Annotated in this window: 10 protein-coding genes; 9 read left to right on the top strand and 1 reads right to left on the bottom strand. The window is 32.3% G+C overall.

The window, feature by feature from the left end; genetic code table 11:
• Positions 1-44 precede the first annotated feature (44 nt).
• The 9 genes from mnmE to Q1B05_RS14735 all read left to right on the top strand — a co-directional run bounded on the left by mnmE (position 45) and on the right by Q1B05_RS14735 (position 15,304).
• Positions 45-1,439 carry a tRNA uridine-5-carboxymethylaminomethyl(34) synthesis GTPase MnmE gene (gene mnmE, locus Q1B05_RS14775; protein WP_299781728.1) on the top strand — a complete coding sequence of 465 codons (1,395 nt, stop codon included), beginning with the start codon at positions 45-47 and terminating at the stop codon, positions 1,437-1,439.
• 538 nt (positions 1,440-1,977) lie between these two features.
• Positions 1,978-2,400, top strand: coding sequence for a hypothetical protein (locus Q1B05_RS14770; RefSeq protein WP_299781727.1), 423 nt, complete (start codon positions 1,978-1,980; stop codon positions 2,398-2,400).
• Positions 2,401-2,755: 355 nt separating this feature from the next.
• Positions 2,756-5,824 carry a type I restriction endonuclease gene (locus Q1B05_RS14765; RefSeq protein ID WP_299781726.1) on the top strand — a complete coding sequence of 1,023 codons (3,069 nt, stop codon included), beginning with the start codon at positions 2,756-2,758 and terminating at the stop codon, positions 5,822-5,824.
• A gap of 8 nt (positions 5,825-5,832) precedes the next feature.
• On the top strand, positions 5,833-7,455 hold the full coding sequence (locus tag Q1B05_RS14760; protein ID WP_299781725.1) for a class I SAM-dependent DNA methyltransferase: 1,623 nt from the start codon (positions 5,833-5,835) through the stop codon (positions 7,453-7,455).
• A complete protein-coding gene (locus tag Q1B05_RS14755) occupies positions 7,452-8,816 on the top strand; it encodes a restriction endonuclease subunit S (RefSeq protein WP_299781724.1) in 1,365 nt (454 codons plus the stop codon). Before Q1B05_RS14760 ends, Q1B05_RS14755 begins: the two co-directional genes overlap by 4 nt.
• A gap of 318 nt (positions 8,817-9,134) precedes the next feature.
• Entirely contained in the window at positions 9,135-11,129 is a 1,995-nt protein-coding gene (locus Q1B05_RS14750; RefSeq protein ID WP_299781723.1) for a hypothetical protein, read from the top strand.
• 166 nt (positions 11,130-11,295) lie between these two features.
• Positions 11,296-11,457 carry a hypothetical protein gene (locus Q1B05_RS14745; protein WP_299781722.1) on the top strand — a complete coding sequence of 54 codons (162 nt, stop codon included), beginning with the start codon at positions 11,296-11,298 and terminating at the stop codon, positions 11,455-11,457.
• Between the two features lie 126 nt (positions 11,458-11,583).
• A complete protein-coding gene (locus Q1B05_RS14740; RefSeq protein ID WP_299781721.1) occupies positions 11,584-13,941 on the top strand; it encodes an AAA family ATPase in 2,358 nt (785 codons plus the stop codon).
• On the top strand, positions 13,934-15,304 hold the full coding sequence (locus Q1B05_RS14735; protein ID WP_299781720.1) for a hypothetical protein: 1,371 nt from the start codon (positions 13,934-13,936) through the stop codon (positions 15,302-15,304). Before Q1B05_RS14740 ends, Q1B05_RS14735 begins: the two co-directional genes overlap by 8 nt.
• A 98-nt stretch (positions 15,305-15,402) precedes the next feature.
• Here Q1B05_RS14735 and Q1B05_RS14730 read toward each other — a convergent pair whose 3' ends face one another.
• Positions 15,403-16,071 carry a hypothetical protein gene (locus Q1B05_RS14730; RefSeq protein WP_299781719.1) on the bottom strand — a complete coding sequence of 223 codons (669 nt, stop codon included), beginning with the start codon at positions 16,069-16,071 and terminating at the stop codon, positions 15,403-15,405.
• Between the last annotated feature and the right edge of the window lie 610 nt (positions 16,072-16,681).

Raw genomic sequence — 16,681 nt, 5'->3', positions numbered from 1 at the left:
GACTATAGCGATATTTTTTTAAGGAATATGTTTACTTTTGCATCATGAATTATAACGATACAATTATTGCTTTGGCAACACCATCTGGAGCGGGAGCTATTGCGGTTATTCGCTTGTCTGGTAAAGATGCTATCCGTTTAGCCAGTGCTGCTTTTAAATCTGTTAGCGGAAAAATACTAGAAAACCAGTTGACTCACACGATTCATTTGGGACATATTTTAGATGACAAGCGTGTTATAGATGAGGTTTTGGTGTCTATTTTTAAGAATCCGAAATCGTATACAGGCGAAGATGTTATTGAAATATCTTGTCATGGGTCGCAATATATTCAGCAAGAAATTATTCAATTATTTTTACGTAGAGGATGTCGTATGGCAGATGCTGGAGAATTTACTTTACGTGCCTTTTTAAACGGCAAATTAGATTTAAGTCAGGCTGAAGCTGTAGCCGATTTAATTTCAAGTGATAATGAAGCCTCTCACCAGATTGCGATGCAGCAAATGCGTGGCGGATTCTCTTCTGAAATCGCTAAACTTCGAGAAGAGCTTTTAAATTTTGCTTCGTTAATAGAATTAGAATTAGACTTTGCGGAAGAAGATGTGGCCTTTGCCGATCGCACTCAATTCCGTGAGTTAATAACACGTATTACCTTTGTGTTGAAACGTTTAATCGATTCGTTTGCCGTAGGAAATGTGATTAAAAACGGAATTCCTGTAGCCATAGTTGGGGAACCTAATGTTGGGAAATCGACTTTACTTAATGCGCTTTTAAATGAAGAACGCGCTATTGTAAGTGCTATTGCAGGGACCACTAGAGATACCATTGAAGACGAATTAAGTATTGGTGGTATTGGATTCCGCTTTATAGATACAGCAGGTATTCGTGAAACTACAGATCATGTTGAAGGTTTAGGAATTAAGAAGACTTTTGAAAAAATAGAACAGTCGCAAGTGGTTGTTTTTCTTTTTGATGGTACCGAATTGCATACCGAAGCTGCTATTAAAAGTTGTCGTATTGAAATTGAAAAAGTAAAAAATAAGTATCCTTTAAAACCGATGGTGATTATCGTGAATAAAGTGGATACATTAACCGATGATACGATTACGCTATTACAATCTCACATTCCTGACGTTCATTTATTATCTGCTAAAACGGGCTTAGGTGTCGAAGAATTAAAAACAAAGCTTTTAGATTTTGTAAATACAGGCGCTTTAAGAAACAATGAAACTATAGTGACTAACACCAGACATTATGATGCCTTATTGAAAGCCTTGGAGGAAATCCAAAAAGTACAATATGGTTTAGATACCGATTTATCGAGCGATTTAATGGCGATAGATATTCGTGAAGCGTTGTATCATTTTGGAGTCATTACCGGACAGGTTACTAACGATGAACTTCTGGGCAATATTTTTGCCAATTTCTGTATCGGGAAATAATACGTTTACTGCTTTTCTGCTCTTTTTCTGTGTGCTTATAGGTTCCTTAATGTATAAATTGGTATCTTTATAAGTATATATTATACTCGCTATAAGGTTGTTATAAGCATGGCTTAACCACGCTATAACCCCTAAGTAACCCCCACGATGCTATGGGTGGGCCTGGTAGTGTGACTTGGTATGGTGACGTTTTTAAAACCCGACTATTATGGCAAAGCAGAAAGGTATTATTCAGTTGGAAGGCACCCTTGGTGGGCTTAATTACTATTATTTAAATGGCAAAGCGATTGTACGCGTTGCTGGTGGAGGTTTTAACGGAACCGCGATTAAAACGAAAGCCAGTATGCAACGGGTGCGGGAGAATGGGAGTGAGTTTGGACACTGTTCTCGCGTAAACAAAGTGTTTAGGCAGGCCTTGCAGCCCTTTTATTCGGGGTATACCTTTATCCATTTTCACAGTCGGTTAATGACGTTGTTTACCGGGTTAAAAACCTTAGACACTACGAGTGCCCGTGGGGACCGTCGTGTTGGGCTAGGAGTGGGCACCGCAACAGGCGCCCAGCACTTATGCGATTTTGAATACACACCAGATTGCAGCCCCCATGCCGTGTTGCCTTTTCCGTGTTCTATGGATTGGGGGACGTATACCTTCTCTATTTCTGATGTTGATGTGACTCAGGTGGTGTTTAGTCCCGGAGCCACACATCTGGTTGTGCAGTTTGGGGTGTTGGATTTCGATTTTGATACGTTAGCATATCATTTACATCTGGCAGATGCTGTGGTACTCTCCAAAAGCTTTAGTAATACGCGTATACGCCTGACGCCTACTACATTTCCTAACGGTACAGGAACGGTGTTGGCGGTTTGTGGCGTGCGTTATTACCAAGAGGTTGGTGGTGTAAAGTATCTTTTAAACTCAAAAGACAGTGTAGGATTTGGTGTTGTTGGGGTTGGGTTATGATGGTTTTTTAATGATGGACTTTATAGGTTTTGTGAACTAACAAAACATAAGGATGCTTATTTTTTTGGACTTTACGGTTTTCCGCAATTATTAAATATTTTTTATACTTAAATTACACATCTATTAATAATTTAATTATGACTAAAAGGATACATACCAATCGAAATCTTCAAGAGCAGTTATCTTCAATATTAAAAAGATTTTGATGGTACGAGCGGCATGTTAACCATGTTAAAAAGTGGTTAAGAAAATATGTATAAGAATTACATTTAACACCAGTTATTTTATGCACTTTTTATATCTTTAAACATCTACTATATCATTATAAGTAATCCGTATTTAGCTTAAATAGCCTATGACTTTCAACGAAGATTCTAGAGTGAAAATACCTTCAATTTTGCATCTAATTCAATTAGGTTATACATACCTTTCTTTGAAGGATAGCGCGTGGGATGAAAACACAAATATCTTCACCTCGATTTTTAAGGAACAACTTCAAATAATAAATCCGAGTTTATCAGAAAAGGACATTCAAAAGGTATACGACGATATTTCTATATCCTTGGAAAATGAAGATTTAGGACGTGCTTTTTACAATAAACTCATAGATCAATCAGGAGTAAAACTTATTGACTTTGAGAATTTTGATAATAATTCATTTCACGTTGTTACAGAACTGCCATACAATAAAGACGACGAAAGCTTTAGACCAGATATTATTCTTTTAGTAAATGGGATGCCATTGGTTTTTATAGAAGTAAAAAAACCGAATAATAGAAATGGTGTTCAAGAGGAGCATAGACGTATGCAACGACGTTTTCAAAACAAGAAATTCCGTAAGTTTATCAATCTCACACAACTCATGGTGTTTTCTAACAACATGAAATATAGCGAAGACGATACGCAAATGTTAGAAGGGGCTTTTTACAGTACAACAAATTACAAAAAACCAATATTCAATTATTTTAGAGAGGAAGAAGCCTTTGATCTAGATACGATACTAAAACCTTTATCAGAAGAAACTGAAACGTTTGTTTTGAAAGATACCAATCTTTTGAGTATTAAAAACTCAAAGGAATATCAATCTAATAAAGATCCAAATACAGCAACAAATTCTATTTCTACGTCCTTATTTCAACGCAATCGTTTAAAATTTATTTTGCGTTATGCCTTAGCTTATGTCGAGGAAGAAAATGGTTTAGAGAAGCATATTATGCGGTATCCGCAACTGTTTGCAACCAAAGCCATAGAGCGTAAGTTGGACAACGGCATTAAAAAAGGTATCATTTGGCATACTCAAGGTTCTGGTAAAACGGCTTTAGCCTATTTTAATGTCAAGCATCTCACGCATTATTTTCAGAAGCATCATATCATTCCTAAGTTTTACTTTATAGTAGACCGGTTAGATTTATTAGTACAAGCAGCAAAAGAGTTTACTGCTCGTGGTTTAGTGGTACACAAAGTAGATTCTAGAGACGCATTTAGTCGCGACATTAAATCGACAAGCGTTTTACACAACAGTTCTGGTAAAGCAGAAATTACAGTCGTAAACATTCAGAAGTTTAAAGACGATCCTGACGTTATTAAAAACAACGATTACAATCTAAGTGTACAACGGGTTTTCTTTTTAGACGAAGTACATCGTAGTTATAATCCTAAAGGTAGTTTTTTAGCGAATTTAGAATTGGCAGATAAACATTCCATTAAAATAGGTTTAACAGGAACACCGTTATTAGGTTCAGAATATAACTCTAAAACCTTATTTGGCGATTATATCCATAAATATTATTACAATTTATCCATTAAAGATGGGTATACTTTGCGTTTAATCCGTGAAGAAATTGAAACCAATTACAAACTTGTTTTACAAGAAGCACTCGAAAATATAAAAGTATTACAAGGTAATATTGATAAGAAGAAACTCTATGCAGACCATCGCTTTGTAGAACCTATGCTCGACTATATTGTTAAAGATATGGAACAAGCTAGAATCTCTATGAATGATAATAGTATTGGAGGTATGGTAGTTTGTGATTCTTCTGATCAAGCTAAAATGATGCAAGAGATTTTTCAAAATAAATACGCTGAAAAATCAGAATCTCATTTAATTCAAGCAGCAGAAGAACCGGCTAGTTATGGCAACAAGAAAAAAGAAGAAAGTAAAGTAAACAAAGCACAGGTTATTCTTCATGATATTGGTACCAACCAAGACCGCAGAGATTGGGTATCTGATTTTAAGGTGGGTAAGCTCGATTTATTTTTTGTATACAACATGTTATTGACTGGTTTTGATGCTAAACGCTTAAAGAAATTATATATAGGTAGAAAGATAAAATCGCATAACCTACTGCAAACATTGACACGTGTTAACAGAACCTATAAAACCCATAAATACGGTTATGTTGTAGATTTTGCAGACATTCAAAAAGAGTTCGATAAAACCAATCAAGATTACTTCAACGAGTTGCAAAGTGAGTTAGGCGATGAGATGCAGCATTATTCTAATCTGTTTAAAAAACCTGAAGAAATAAAAGAGGAGATAGAAGAAATTAAGGATGTATTATTCAAATTTGACACGAATAATAGAGAGGTTTTTACTCAACAAATTTCAGAAATCAATGAGCGTTCCGAAATTCGTCAAATTGCCAAGGTTTTAAATAATTCGAAAGAGCTTTATAACCTCATTCGGTTGTCTGGTCATTTTGAATTACTCGAAAAATTAGATTTCAGAACACTATCGGTTTTAGCACGATTAACTAACGATAGATTAGCCTTAATAAACACCAGGATTGCCTTAGAAAATAATGTAGATACCGATAATATTTTAAACACCGCCTTAGAAGATGTTATTTTTGCTTTTACTAAAGTGAAAGAGGAAGAAATGGTGTTGGCAGACGAATTAAAAGATACCTTGGGTAAAACACGAGAAATGTTAGCAGGAAACTTCGACCAGAAAGACCCTATCTTTATTTCTTTACGGGAGGAGCTGGAACGTTTGTTTAAAAAGAAGAATTTAAGTGAAGTGTCTAAAGAAGACATGGAAGCTAACATCAAAGCTTTAAACGAAATTTATGATAGAGCTAAAAAGCTAGAACGTGAAAATCAATTGCTAAAAGCGAAATACGATTACGATGCTAAATATACACGTATACATAAGCGCTTAATGGAAAAAGACCCATTAACGGATAGCGAACGCAAATTGTTTGACGCGTTAAAAGGGTTGAAAACCGCCGTAGATAAAGAGATTTTGCAAAATTCTAAGTTATTAGAAAACGAGAGTTATGTAGAAAAAATGATGATGCGTTTAGTTGTGAGCCAATTTAAAAAAGAACAACAAATAGATATAAATACAACCGATGTCAAACGTATTAATAGTTTGATAGTAAAAGAATACATGAACGAATACAACGGATACGTTGCATAACATAACATATGACCAATACAGCACAATTTGAAACCCAAACCAAAGCACTTATAGACGACCTAAAAAGCGTTTGTGCTAATTACGGTTTAGGAAATGACGGAAACGAATTTAAAATAATCACGCAAGTCTTTCTGTATAAATTCTTAAACGATAAATACGTTTACGAGTTGAAACAATTAGAACCCGATTTAGCAAAAGCCGAAAACTTTGACGACGCACTTAAAACCTATTCTGAAGATGATTTAGAAATGCTAACCATGCAAATAAGCGAAAACACCGCACGTATAGCACCTAAAAACTTATTGTCTCGTTTATTCGAACAACAAAACAAAGACAATTTTGCCGATATTTTTGACGAAACCCTAGTCAGCGTCGCCAAAGATAATATCGATATTTTCTCGGTACTCACACAAGGTGGAGAAAAAGTAGTCCTGTTTGAAAACCTGAGTAAATATGTAACCGATAAAAAAGATGACTTCTGCAAAGCCTTAGTGAACAAACTCGTTGGTTTTAGTTTTGAACATATATTCACGCAGAAATTCGATTTTTTTGCGACTATTTTTGAATATTTAATTAAAGATTACAATACCAATTCTGGAGGTAAATACGCCGAGTATTTTACACCACACGCCGTAGCTAAAATTATGGCTGCTTGTTTGGTCACTGGAGACGATGTAAATAACGTCACCTGTTACGACCCAAGTGCAGGATCGGGAACCTTGTTAATGAATATTGCACACGCCATTGGCGAAGACAAGTGTACCATTTACTCGCAAGACATCTCGCAAAAATCGTCTGCCTTATTGCGTTTAAACCTTATTTTAAACAATCTGGTGCATTCCATACAAAACATTATACAAGGCAATACCATTTTAAGTCCGTATCACAAACAAGACAACGGACAATTAGAACAGTTTGATTATATAGTATCCAATCCACCATTTAAGTTAGACTTTAGCGATTACAGCGCAGATTTAGACTCTAAAGCCAATAAAGAGCGCTTTTTTGCAGGCATACCAAATATTCCTAAAAGCAAGAAAGATTCTATGGCTATTTACTTACTGTTTATACAACACATTATGCACAGCTTAACTGCAAAGGGTAAAGCAGCCATTGTAGTACCCACAGGTTTTATAACCGCACAATCTGGTATCGATAAAAAGATTAGAGAGAAACTAGTAGAAAGTAAAATGCTTGCAGGTGTAGTGTCTATGCCATCTAATATTTTTGCAACTACAGGAACCAACGTAAGTATTTTGTTTTTAGATAAAACGAATACTAAAGATGTGGTGTTGGTAGATGCTTCTAATTTAGGAACCAAAGTGAAAGATGGTAAAAACCAAAAAACAGTTTTAAGCGAAGCAGAAGAACAACAAATTATAGATGTGTTCAATGCGAAAGAAGCCAAAGATGATTTATCTGTTGTGGTGTCTTATGACGATATTAAAGCTAAAAACTACAGTCTAAGTGCAGGACAATATTTTGAAGTTAAAATTGAATATATAGATATTACTTCGGAAGAATTTACCACTAAAATGAAGGGTTTTGAAAGTAATTTAGAAACGCTTTTTGCGGAATCAAAAATTTTAGAAAAAAAAATCAAAGAAAATTTGAAAAACACGTCTTTATGAAGTTTGAAAGACACAAAATAGGAGAACTTTGTATTAATGTTACCGATGGAGAACATGGCACAATTATAAATGATGATAAAGGAGATTATTACTTATTAAGTAATAAAAATATTAAAAACGGTATAGTAGTTTATAATGAAAAAGACAGGAGGATTAATAAAGATTCTTTTGAAAAAATTAATAAACGAACAAAATTAGAATTTGATGATGTAATTATTGCAACAGTAGGAACAATTGGTAGAACTGCAATAATAAAAGATATTGGTTTAAAATATGATTTTCAAAGAAGTGTAGGGATATATAAAGTTGACAAATCAGTTTTATTACCAGAATTTTTACATTATTATTTTCAACTGCCTTATGTGCAAAAAAGGCTTATTAACCTTTCAACTGGAGCTGTACAAAAATGTCTTTTTATAGGAGATCTAAAAAATATTGACATTGATATTCCCATAGATTTTAATTACCAAAAACAAATAGCCAAAGTCCTTTCCGATTTAGACGCAAAAATAGAAGTCAACAACAAAATAAACCAAGAATTAGAATCGATGGCAAAAACGCTTTACGATTATTGGTTTGTACAGTTCGATTTTCCAGATGCCAAGGGAAAACCTTATAAAGCGTCTGGTGGTAAAATGGTTTTTAATGCCGATTTGAAGAGGGAGATTCCTGAGGGTTGGGAGGTTAAAGAGCTTCAGAATATTTCAAAATGCATAATGGGGCAATCACCTAAAGGAGAATCTTATAATAAAGATGAAATAGGAATACCATTACTAAATGGTCCTGCAGATTATGAAAATGGTGCTTTAAAAGGGAGAACTTATACGACTTCACCAACCAGACTTTGTGCAAAGAATGATATGGTTTTATGTATTAGAGCTACAATAGGTAATTTGGTTTATTCGGAACAAGAATTTTGTTTAGGTCGAGGAGTTGCAGCAGTTAGACCAAATGAAGAAAGGTTTTCAGAATTGGTTTTCTATTTATTGCTTCAAGAAATTGAAAGATTTAAAATTCAAGCAACTGGAAGCATCATTCGTGGTATTACTAAAGATGATTTGACTGAATCAAAATGTTTAATTCCTTCCGATAATTTAATTGATACATTTCACAGTCAAGTAAAACCAATTTTCGATAAAATACGAATCAATAAAATAGAGAATTTAAAACTCTCAGAACTTAGAGATTGGTTGTTGCCTATGTTAATGAATGGACAGGTGCGCGTAGGGAGTCCCGTTGAAGAACGGGATGTAGCGCATTCCTATGCAGATGGGGATCTTGGAGCGGTTGAGGTCCTGAAACAAGTTCAGGATGACAAGTTGGGTATGGTTGCTGAGGAGGATGCGAATTATGACACTTAATAATATACTAATTGTAATACGGTAAAAAGAGTAAGTAGGTGATTTACAATAAACAAATATTTAAATTTTAGATGATAAACCTTTTATATAAAGATTGTAAAGGAATTTTTAAAAACGAAGTCAGACGGCAGCCTATATAAAAGAGAATCTGCCTCACTAGAATTTAATGAAGATTTTGATTGGGATGTTAGGGCTTCACGAATAAAATACTTAAAGTCAATTGTAGCTCTTGCAAATGGACAAGGGGGGGATTTCGTTTTCGAAGTTACAGATAGTCCTAGAAAATTAATGTCGTGGAATTGACGTTAAAATAAAATTATGAGAACAATCAACGTCATTTTCAAGTTTATAAAATTATCGAAAAGGTTAGTGAAATTAAAATCTATTATCATTTTTGTAATGCTGTTATGTGTTGGGACTCATTCTGGTTTTGCTCAAGTAAGTAATAATTTTAAAGAATCTAATTTAGATGTTAGTTTTGGAATAATTGGTAGTAATGAAAATGCAGATCTGCCTAGTTTTGGTCTTTATAAGTTTTTTAATGATGGAATGTTTAGAGGAGAAAACCCTCTTGAGACTGGGGTTAAATTTGGATGGCAAGATGCTTATAATTATAAATCTATTGATTACGGCTTATTTAATTCAGAGTATTTTATAGGTGTAAGATATAACAAGGTATCCAACAAATTTTATCCTACTGCTTGTCAATTTTTAGATTCTGGTAAAATCAAATATTTATCGTATAACAATGCAAAAGGTACTACAACGAATACTTTATCAGGCAATTTCACCTTCGTTTATAAAAATAAAGATGTTTACTCAGGATTTATAAAGGAAGGTAAAAGACACGGGCATGGTACATATATTACAAAAGAAGGATATGTGTATAAGGGTTTATGGGTTAACAATCTAAGAGAGGATAATTCTGCTTTTGCAGTATTTTCAAATGGAAAGGTGTTTAAAGGTAATTGGCAAAAAGATAAAATTAAAAACAAAGGGCTTTTATATGATTTTGAAGGCGTTAAATCCAGAGTTTGGAAACAAAAAAATAAAGGTTTGGTTGATGAATTAAATGAAAAAATAATTGATGATAAATTCTTGGTAGAAAAATTAGATAATAAAATTGAATTTTATATCAAGAATGAGAAAGTATTCTTCGCTAAGTCTAAGCAAAATTTAAAAGAAAATGCCACAGATAAATCAAAACAAAACAAGCCAATTGTCATAGCTAAAAATATAAATAAAAATGTTGAGAGAACGTATTCTGAAAGCAATTTTATAGGCTTTGTAGTTAATGGTAAATTTGAGGGGAAAGGAAAGCTTATATATAAAAATGGAGATTATTTTGATGGATATTTTAAGGCAGGACTGTATGATGGTAAAGGAATGTATGTGTTTTCAAATGGAGCAAAATTAATTGGTAACTTTTATAAAGGACCATCTAATATGAACACGCTTATACTCGAAGGAAAAATGGTATATGAAAATGATGAAGAGTTTGAAGGTAAAATTCATCTCGGTTATTATTTTGATGGGAATAAAATAATAAAACCGCTAAAAATTGAAGCACTAAATAGTTTACCATCAGAATTAGAGTCTTTAGAGCAAAGTGCGGTTATAAAGTATGGCAAATTAATTAAAGTATCCCCAATAAAAAATGTTAAAAGCATAAAAGGTAAAAAAAATAAATCAGTAGAATCAGATAAAAAAAAGAGTAAAAGTTACGAAAAACCTCCATTTTCCTTGGCTAAATTGGTTGGTATTATTGTAATATTCATTTTAATTTATTATTTATTCAAAAGTATTTTTAAAGGATCCTCTAATAGCGTAAAGCAGAGCTATTCACAATATACTACGCCCCCTAAATCTAAAAAAACTACAGAAGCTCCTACACCAACACAGCCAAAAACTAGACTAATATCAAAATTCTCAATGTCAGAATCTGAGTTTGAGGAAGAAATTAATAATCAGTTAAATGAAATTAGAGGTGGAAATACAAAAATATATTGGGTTGGCGATGAGCATAGAACACACCCATGGAGCCTGCAACCTGGCGGTTGCACTGTAGTGGTATTATTCAAAGATAAGAATTGCTTTGGTTATGACAAGGTGAAAAGACCTGATAGATATACGAGAAAAATTTCTAAAGATTATGTATCTAATCATTACAGTAATAGTCATTTTTCTAGTTTAGAAGATTATATAAACGAAATTTATTTAACTAGTCATTCAGGAGTAGATTTAAAAAAGGTATGGCATTCCAATATGGGGAGCAATCCCTGGGCAATTTTAGAGAAGTACAGAACAAAATAAAACAATAATTAATTTTAAAACCATATTAGATACGTGCATAAATAAGTACTAAAAATAAGTTGTTTGACTATCATTTTTTATACAGATACTGTCAACTTGCATGTGTATAAACAGAAGAGATACCGCTATAATGAGCAAAGCATAATTTAAAAGTAGTAACAAAACCATGAAAGTTTTACAAGTAGATAAATTATATTTCTTGACCAAAACTATTAAAGTTTTAAATGATTGGTTATTAACCATGTTAATGAATGGGCAGGTGCGCATAGCTCATTTCCATGCAGATGGGAATCTTGTTGAGTTAGAGAGTGAGTTGGGCATGGTTTAGTTTAGTAGGGTAATGTTAGATATGGTGAGGAATAAATAATAAAATTAGAATTACATGTAGTTAGGTGTGCAAAACGGCTTAAGATATTAATCATTAAGCTTACTCTAACTATTTTAAATTAATAAAATGGAAGAACACATAAACCAACTGATATCAGAATACAAAAGTTATATTTCTGAACACGGTAATGAAGATGAAGTTTATAAATGGGAAGCAATAACTCATTTTCAGAAGCATTGGGATATTGATGCTCCCGACTTTTATGAAATGTTTAAGCAGGCGTTAGCTAAGCGAGATAATTTAATGTATAAAAATTCCTATGGATTTTTAGACAAATTAGGTAAAAATGCACCTAATCGTTTAAAAGAATTATGTGAAATTATCCTTAAAAAAGAAGCCTCGTTTGAATCTATTTTTAAAGCAACCAGAGCAAAAGCAGATATTTACTTAACAGATTTAAAAGAGGTATTAAAAAAAGATAATTTTAATCATCAATTAGATGAACGTACTATTTCTTTTTTAAAGGTGTTACGTAATCCCGAAGCTAATTATTTATATAAAGCTAGTGTTTATGAGGCCCTATGCGAGTTTATGGATATAGCATCTAGAAATGTCGCTGGAGAAAAATATGCACACTTTTCTGAGCTTGGTAGTTATTTTGAAACTGCCATTGTAAAAGATAAGGAGCTTATGGAGATATGTGAGGCATACATTCCTAAGGATTTTAAGTTTAATTCGAGCAAGCTTATCTTTCAGGATATAGTTTATAACATCCTAATAGTGAAAAAAAGTGAAAATGATCAAAAGGCTTTTTTAAGTCGACTAGCTACAGATCTTCAAGAAGAACTTGAAAGTGAAAATCATCCATTATCTCAGCATCAATGGTTGGATAATGATGCTATTAGATACAGACAAATATCAATAATACCAAATACTTCTCTTATCTCTTTACAAGAATTGCACTATGAAATTTTTATTAATCGTAACCGAATTGCTGTAGAAGTTCACCCTGAGGGAACAAAAGATCAAAAAATTGCTATTAAAGATTTTATCAATAATTTCGGAAAAACTAATAACAAGTACAAATTAGATTCTTGGCGTGTAGGACTTTCAGATAAATCTTTTGAAAAGAAGGAACATTTTAAAATAGTTCCAAGGCAAAAAATACCATTCGACTTAAAATCAGAAAAATACGATTCAATTAAGGATAGTGTTTTAAATCAGTTTAAAGAGCTTTACAATGATTTTAATAAACCCTTACTAGACTATTTAGATAAAAAGAATTTGGCTATGCATAATAATGAAACAAGCAATTCAGGATATTTACCAGCCATTAATCAAATATTTTACGGGCCTCCTGGTACAGGGAAAACCTATCATACTGTTTTAGAAGCAGCTAAAATAATAGAACAAAAAGAATCTTTAAAATACTCTGAAGCATTAAAGTTTTTTAATAAACATTTAGGGAATCGCATAGAGTTTATAACCTTTCATCAGAATTACAGTTACGAAGATTTTATACAGGGTTTGCGTCCAGATACAGAGATAGGAGGTGAATTGTCATTTTTTAAAAGTGATGGTGTATTTAAAAGGATTGCAGATAGAGCTCTTAAAAATTTAAAAGATTCTGAAAACCCAGGATCTGCTAAGCGCCAATTTGAAGATGTTTTTTTAGAGTTAATAAAACCTTTAAATGACGGAGAATTAGATGAGCTCGAAATAGAAATGAAGAAAACATCTTTTTATATCACAGAGGTGGGGGAAAAGTCTATTGAGTTTCGAAAAAATCAGGGAGAATCTAAACATACACTAAGCATTAATACGCTAAGGAAAATGTATGATTCAGGTGTGAATACTATTATTTTAGGAGGTTTGCAGCCTTATTATAATCCTATATTAAGTCTGCTTTTACGTAAAGGAAAAAGAAATGTTCAAACTGTTGCAAAACAAAATTATGTTATAATAATTGATGAAATAAATAGAGCTAACATTTCTAGAGTATTTGGAGAACTTATAACTCTTATAGAAAAGGATAAGCGTTCTCATGGTAAAATACCATTAACGGCTACATTACCTTCGGGAGATCCGTTTATTGTACCTTCAAACTTATATATTATTGGAACTATGAATACGGCTGATAAGTCCATTGCTTTATTAGATATTGCACTGCGTCGTCGTTTCGAGTTTAAAGCCATGTATCCTAAATATTCAATTGAGAATAAAACGATTCATAAATCAGAATTTTTGGAAAAACTAAATAAGTTAATTGTCAATTCAGGTAAGGGACACGATTTTACTATTGGACATTCTTATTTTATGTGTGATGACGACGAAACGTTCAATTTTGAAAATACTATAAATAATAAAGTCATTCCATTAATGTTAGAATATTATATGAATGATGAAAATGAAGTAACCAGAATTTTAAAAGATGCAGATGTTACTGTTGGAAATTGGCCTTTAGAAGTACTACCAAATGATTAACCTTTTTGAATATAAGAATAAAGAAGAATTTCCGGAACATCATTTTGATGATCTGGAAGTTTTTTTGGATGATATTTGGGCAAAAAGAGAAAAATCTATTTATTATTTTGACGAAGAAGATAATCGCGTTGAGCAACAACGATTTATTCAGTTTTTGCATAAAACCAATACTTTAAAATCTAATAAATATGTAGGTGTTATTCATTTTAAAGGTAAAACCATAAACCTACTACCAAAAATATTCTATCAAGGGAAAGATCCTCAAAAACATGAAGTTAATGCCATTAACAAACATGTTTTATGGTGGTTGAGTTATTGTCGAAAACTTAAGTTCCCCAATTACTTATCAAGTTTAAATAGTGAGAAAGCAGACTTTTTTGAAATTTTAATATACTTGTTTAGTAAATATACAAGAGAGTTGCTTAATAGTTCTATTTATCAGAAATACAACGAAGTAAAGGCTGAATTATCATTTGTGAAAGGGCGTATAGATTTTAATGCCTACCTAAGAGATAATCTATCTAAAGCACGTAATCATAAAATTAGTTGTGAGTTTGATGCTTTTGACATGGATAATGATTTTAATAGAGGTGTGAAGTTTGTGACTAAGCTATTGTTATCTGTAAATAGCTCAGAAAGCACTAACCCAAGTAAACGATTTTTAAGAGATATCTTATTCATTCTGGATGACGTTAAGGATGTCAACGTCTCATCAGATAAAATGAAACGCATGTCCTTTAATCCGATGTTTTCAAGTTTTGAAACCATACGAGATTACTGTGTATTGTTTTTAGATAATAGTGTATCGTTTAATTATAAAAACGATTTAAAACTATTCGCTTTTCTATTGCCAATGGAATATGTTTTTGAAGATTTTATCTTTGGTTTTATAGATAAAGAAATAGATAGTGTGAAAGCTAAATCTCAAAATACATCTACATATTTAACGAATGAAAATACATTTCTTTTAAAACCCGATTTGTATTTAGAGTTTGATGATAGAAGGATTATTGCAGATACTAAATATAAAATAGCATATACAGATGATAATGATCCTAAAAAAGGAATCTCTCAAACAGATCTTTATCAAATGTTAGCCTATGCGGTTCGATTTAAGATTAATGAAATTGTGTTGTATTATCCAAATATGTTGATTAAATCGGAAGTAGGTAGTTCTGAAATAAATATTACAGATGAGTTTGCCAAAGATGAAAAGATTCAGATACGAGCTTATCAATTACCAATAATTAATAGGGCGCTTTTTAAAAAGGACTATCAGCATAAAGAAACATTAGAAGAAGAATTTGAAGCTGTTAGAGCTGTTCTCATGGATACAATTAAAGATTCTTTAATTGTACACTAAGTTGTAGTCTATTTTCTCATTTCATAGTCGGGAATTTAAAGTTTTATCTTGCTTTTCTGTTACATAAAAATTATTTTTTAGTATTCCTATTTAGCCCTCTACCATTTATCATCACCATCTTCGACAAGATATTTTTCAACTTTATTTATCCATTGGTCCATAGTATATGCCAGTTTAATCTTCATTTGGTCGTAGTATTTTGAATGAGAAGATTTAACTTCCCCTTTTTTAAATATTTGACTCCATTCTGTTTGAATGTGGTCGTTAGCATATCCGGATACACCCGCAGGAGTTACTGTAAGTTTATAGCGGCCATCTTTAGATCGGACACTAACATTGTAATAAAAGCGACTTAAACGCACGCCATCTATGAATTGTACTGTCCATGAGGATTGTATTTGATTTTGCATTCTTGCATCTGAATCCCCAGCACTTGCAAAATCAGACATAGATTTATAATCCCCATTCGCTGCAGATAATGCACTACCCCAAGCATTATTACTACGCATTTGCTTGGTCATGATATTTGCATCTTGCATGGGTTGAAATGTTGCCATGAACGCTTCAATAATTGTTGTCGCATTAATGGTAGAATCTATTTGAATTACTCCTGTATATATTTCATTAGGGGTTCTGTCTTCCTCCCAAACCATATTTTCATTAGCTGTTGGAATACCACCGTAAATTCTTTCTAATTTTTTAGCATCTTGGCCAAAAAAGGTCAATGTAAAACATAATAATCCTGTTAATAATATTATTCTTTTCATAGTGCGTTTTATTGATATCATGGTTGTGATATTTTACATTTATATATTATTAGCGACATCTGAGCCGTAATAATTAAATATGGTATTAAAAGTATTGATTAATAATGATTAAGATTTACGGAAAACCATAGGATGCTAATTTTTTCGCCCTATCCATCTCTAAAATAGAGTTTTAAAAATATTTTATTGTATTGTTAATGAGTTGGTTGTGTTGTTTCTTTAGAAAAGTATTGGTTTGAGTTTACAATAAATTACTTGTAATACTTAAATAGTCCTATAAGACGAAAACTGAAGATGCCAATACTGAAACTTAAAATTGTGTTAATTATAAAACCCATTGGGTTAGTGGAGGGGGATAAATGCAGATTCTAAAGCGTTTATTGAAATCTTTGACCAAGCCGAACATTTTAAAAAGTATAGTAATTCATGATTTTTCGTTGAATTAGGCGTGCTTTTAAAATAAATTCAGGATAATATTTAAATCTTTATAATAATGGAGATATAGCGAGAGTACACTATAAAAAAGTCTCTTTGGGTACGAGTGATTCAATGCAAAATATATCGAGGGGAAATATTAAACTATGGGTTCAAATTTTATAGCGCTAATTTT

It is taken from the genome of uncultured Formosa sp. (genome assembly GCF_947500765.1).
GTDB lineage: Bacteria > Bacteroidota > Bacteroidia > Flavobacteriales > Flavobacteriaceae > Formosa.
Note: the sequence above shows the minus strand (reverse complement) of the source record. Positions and strands in the feature narration are given on the sequence as shown.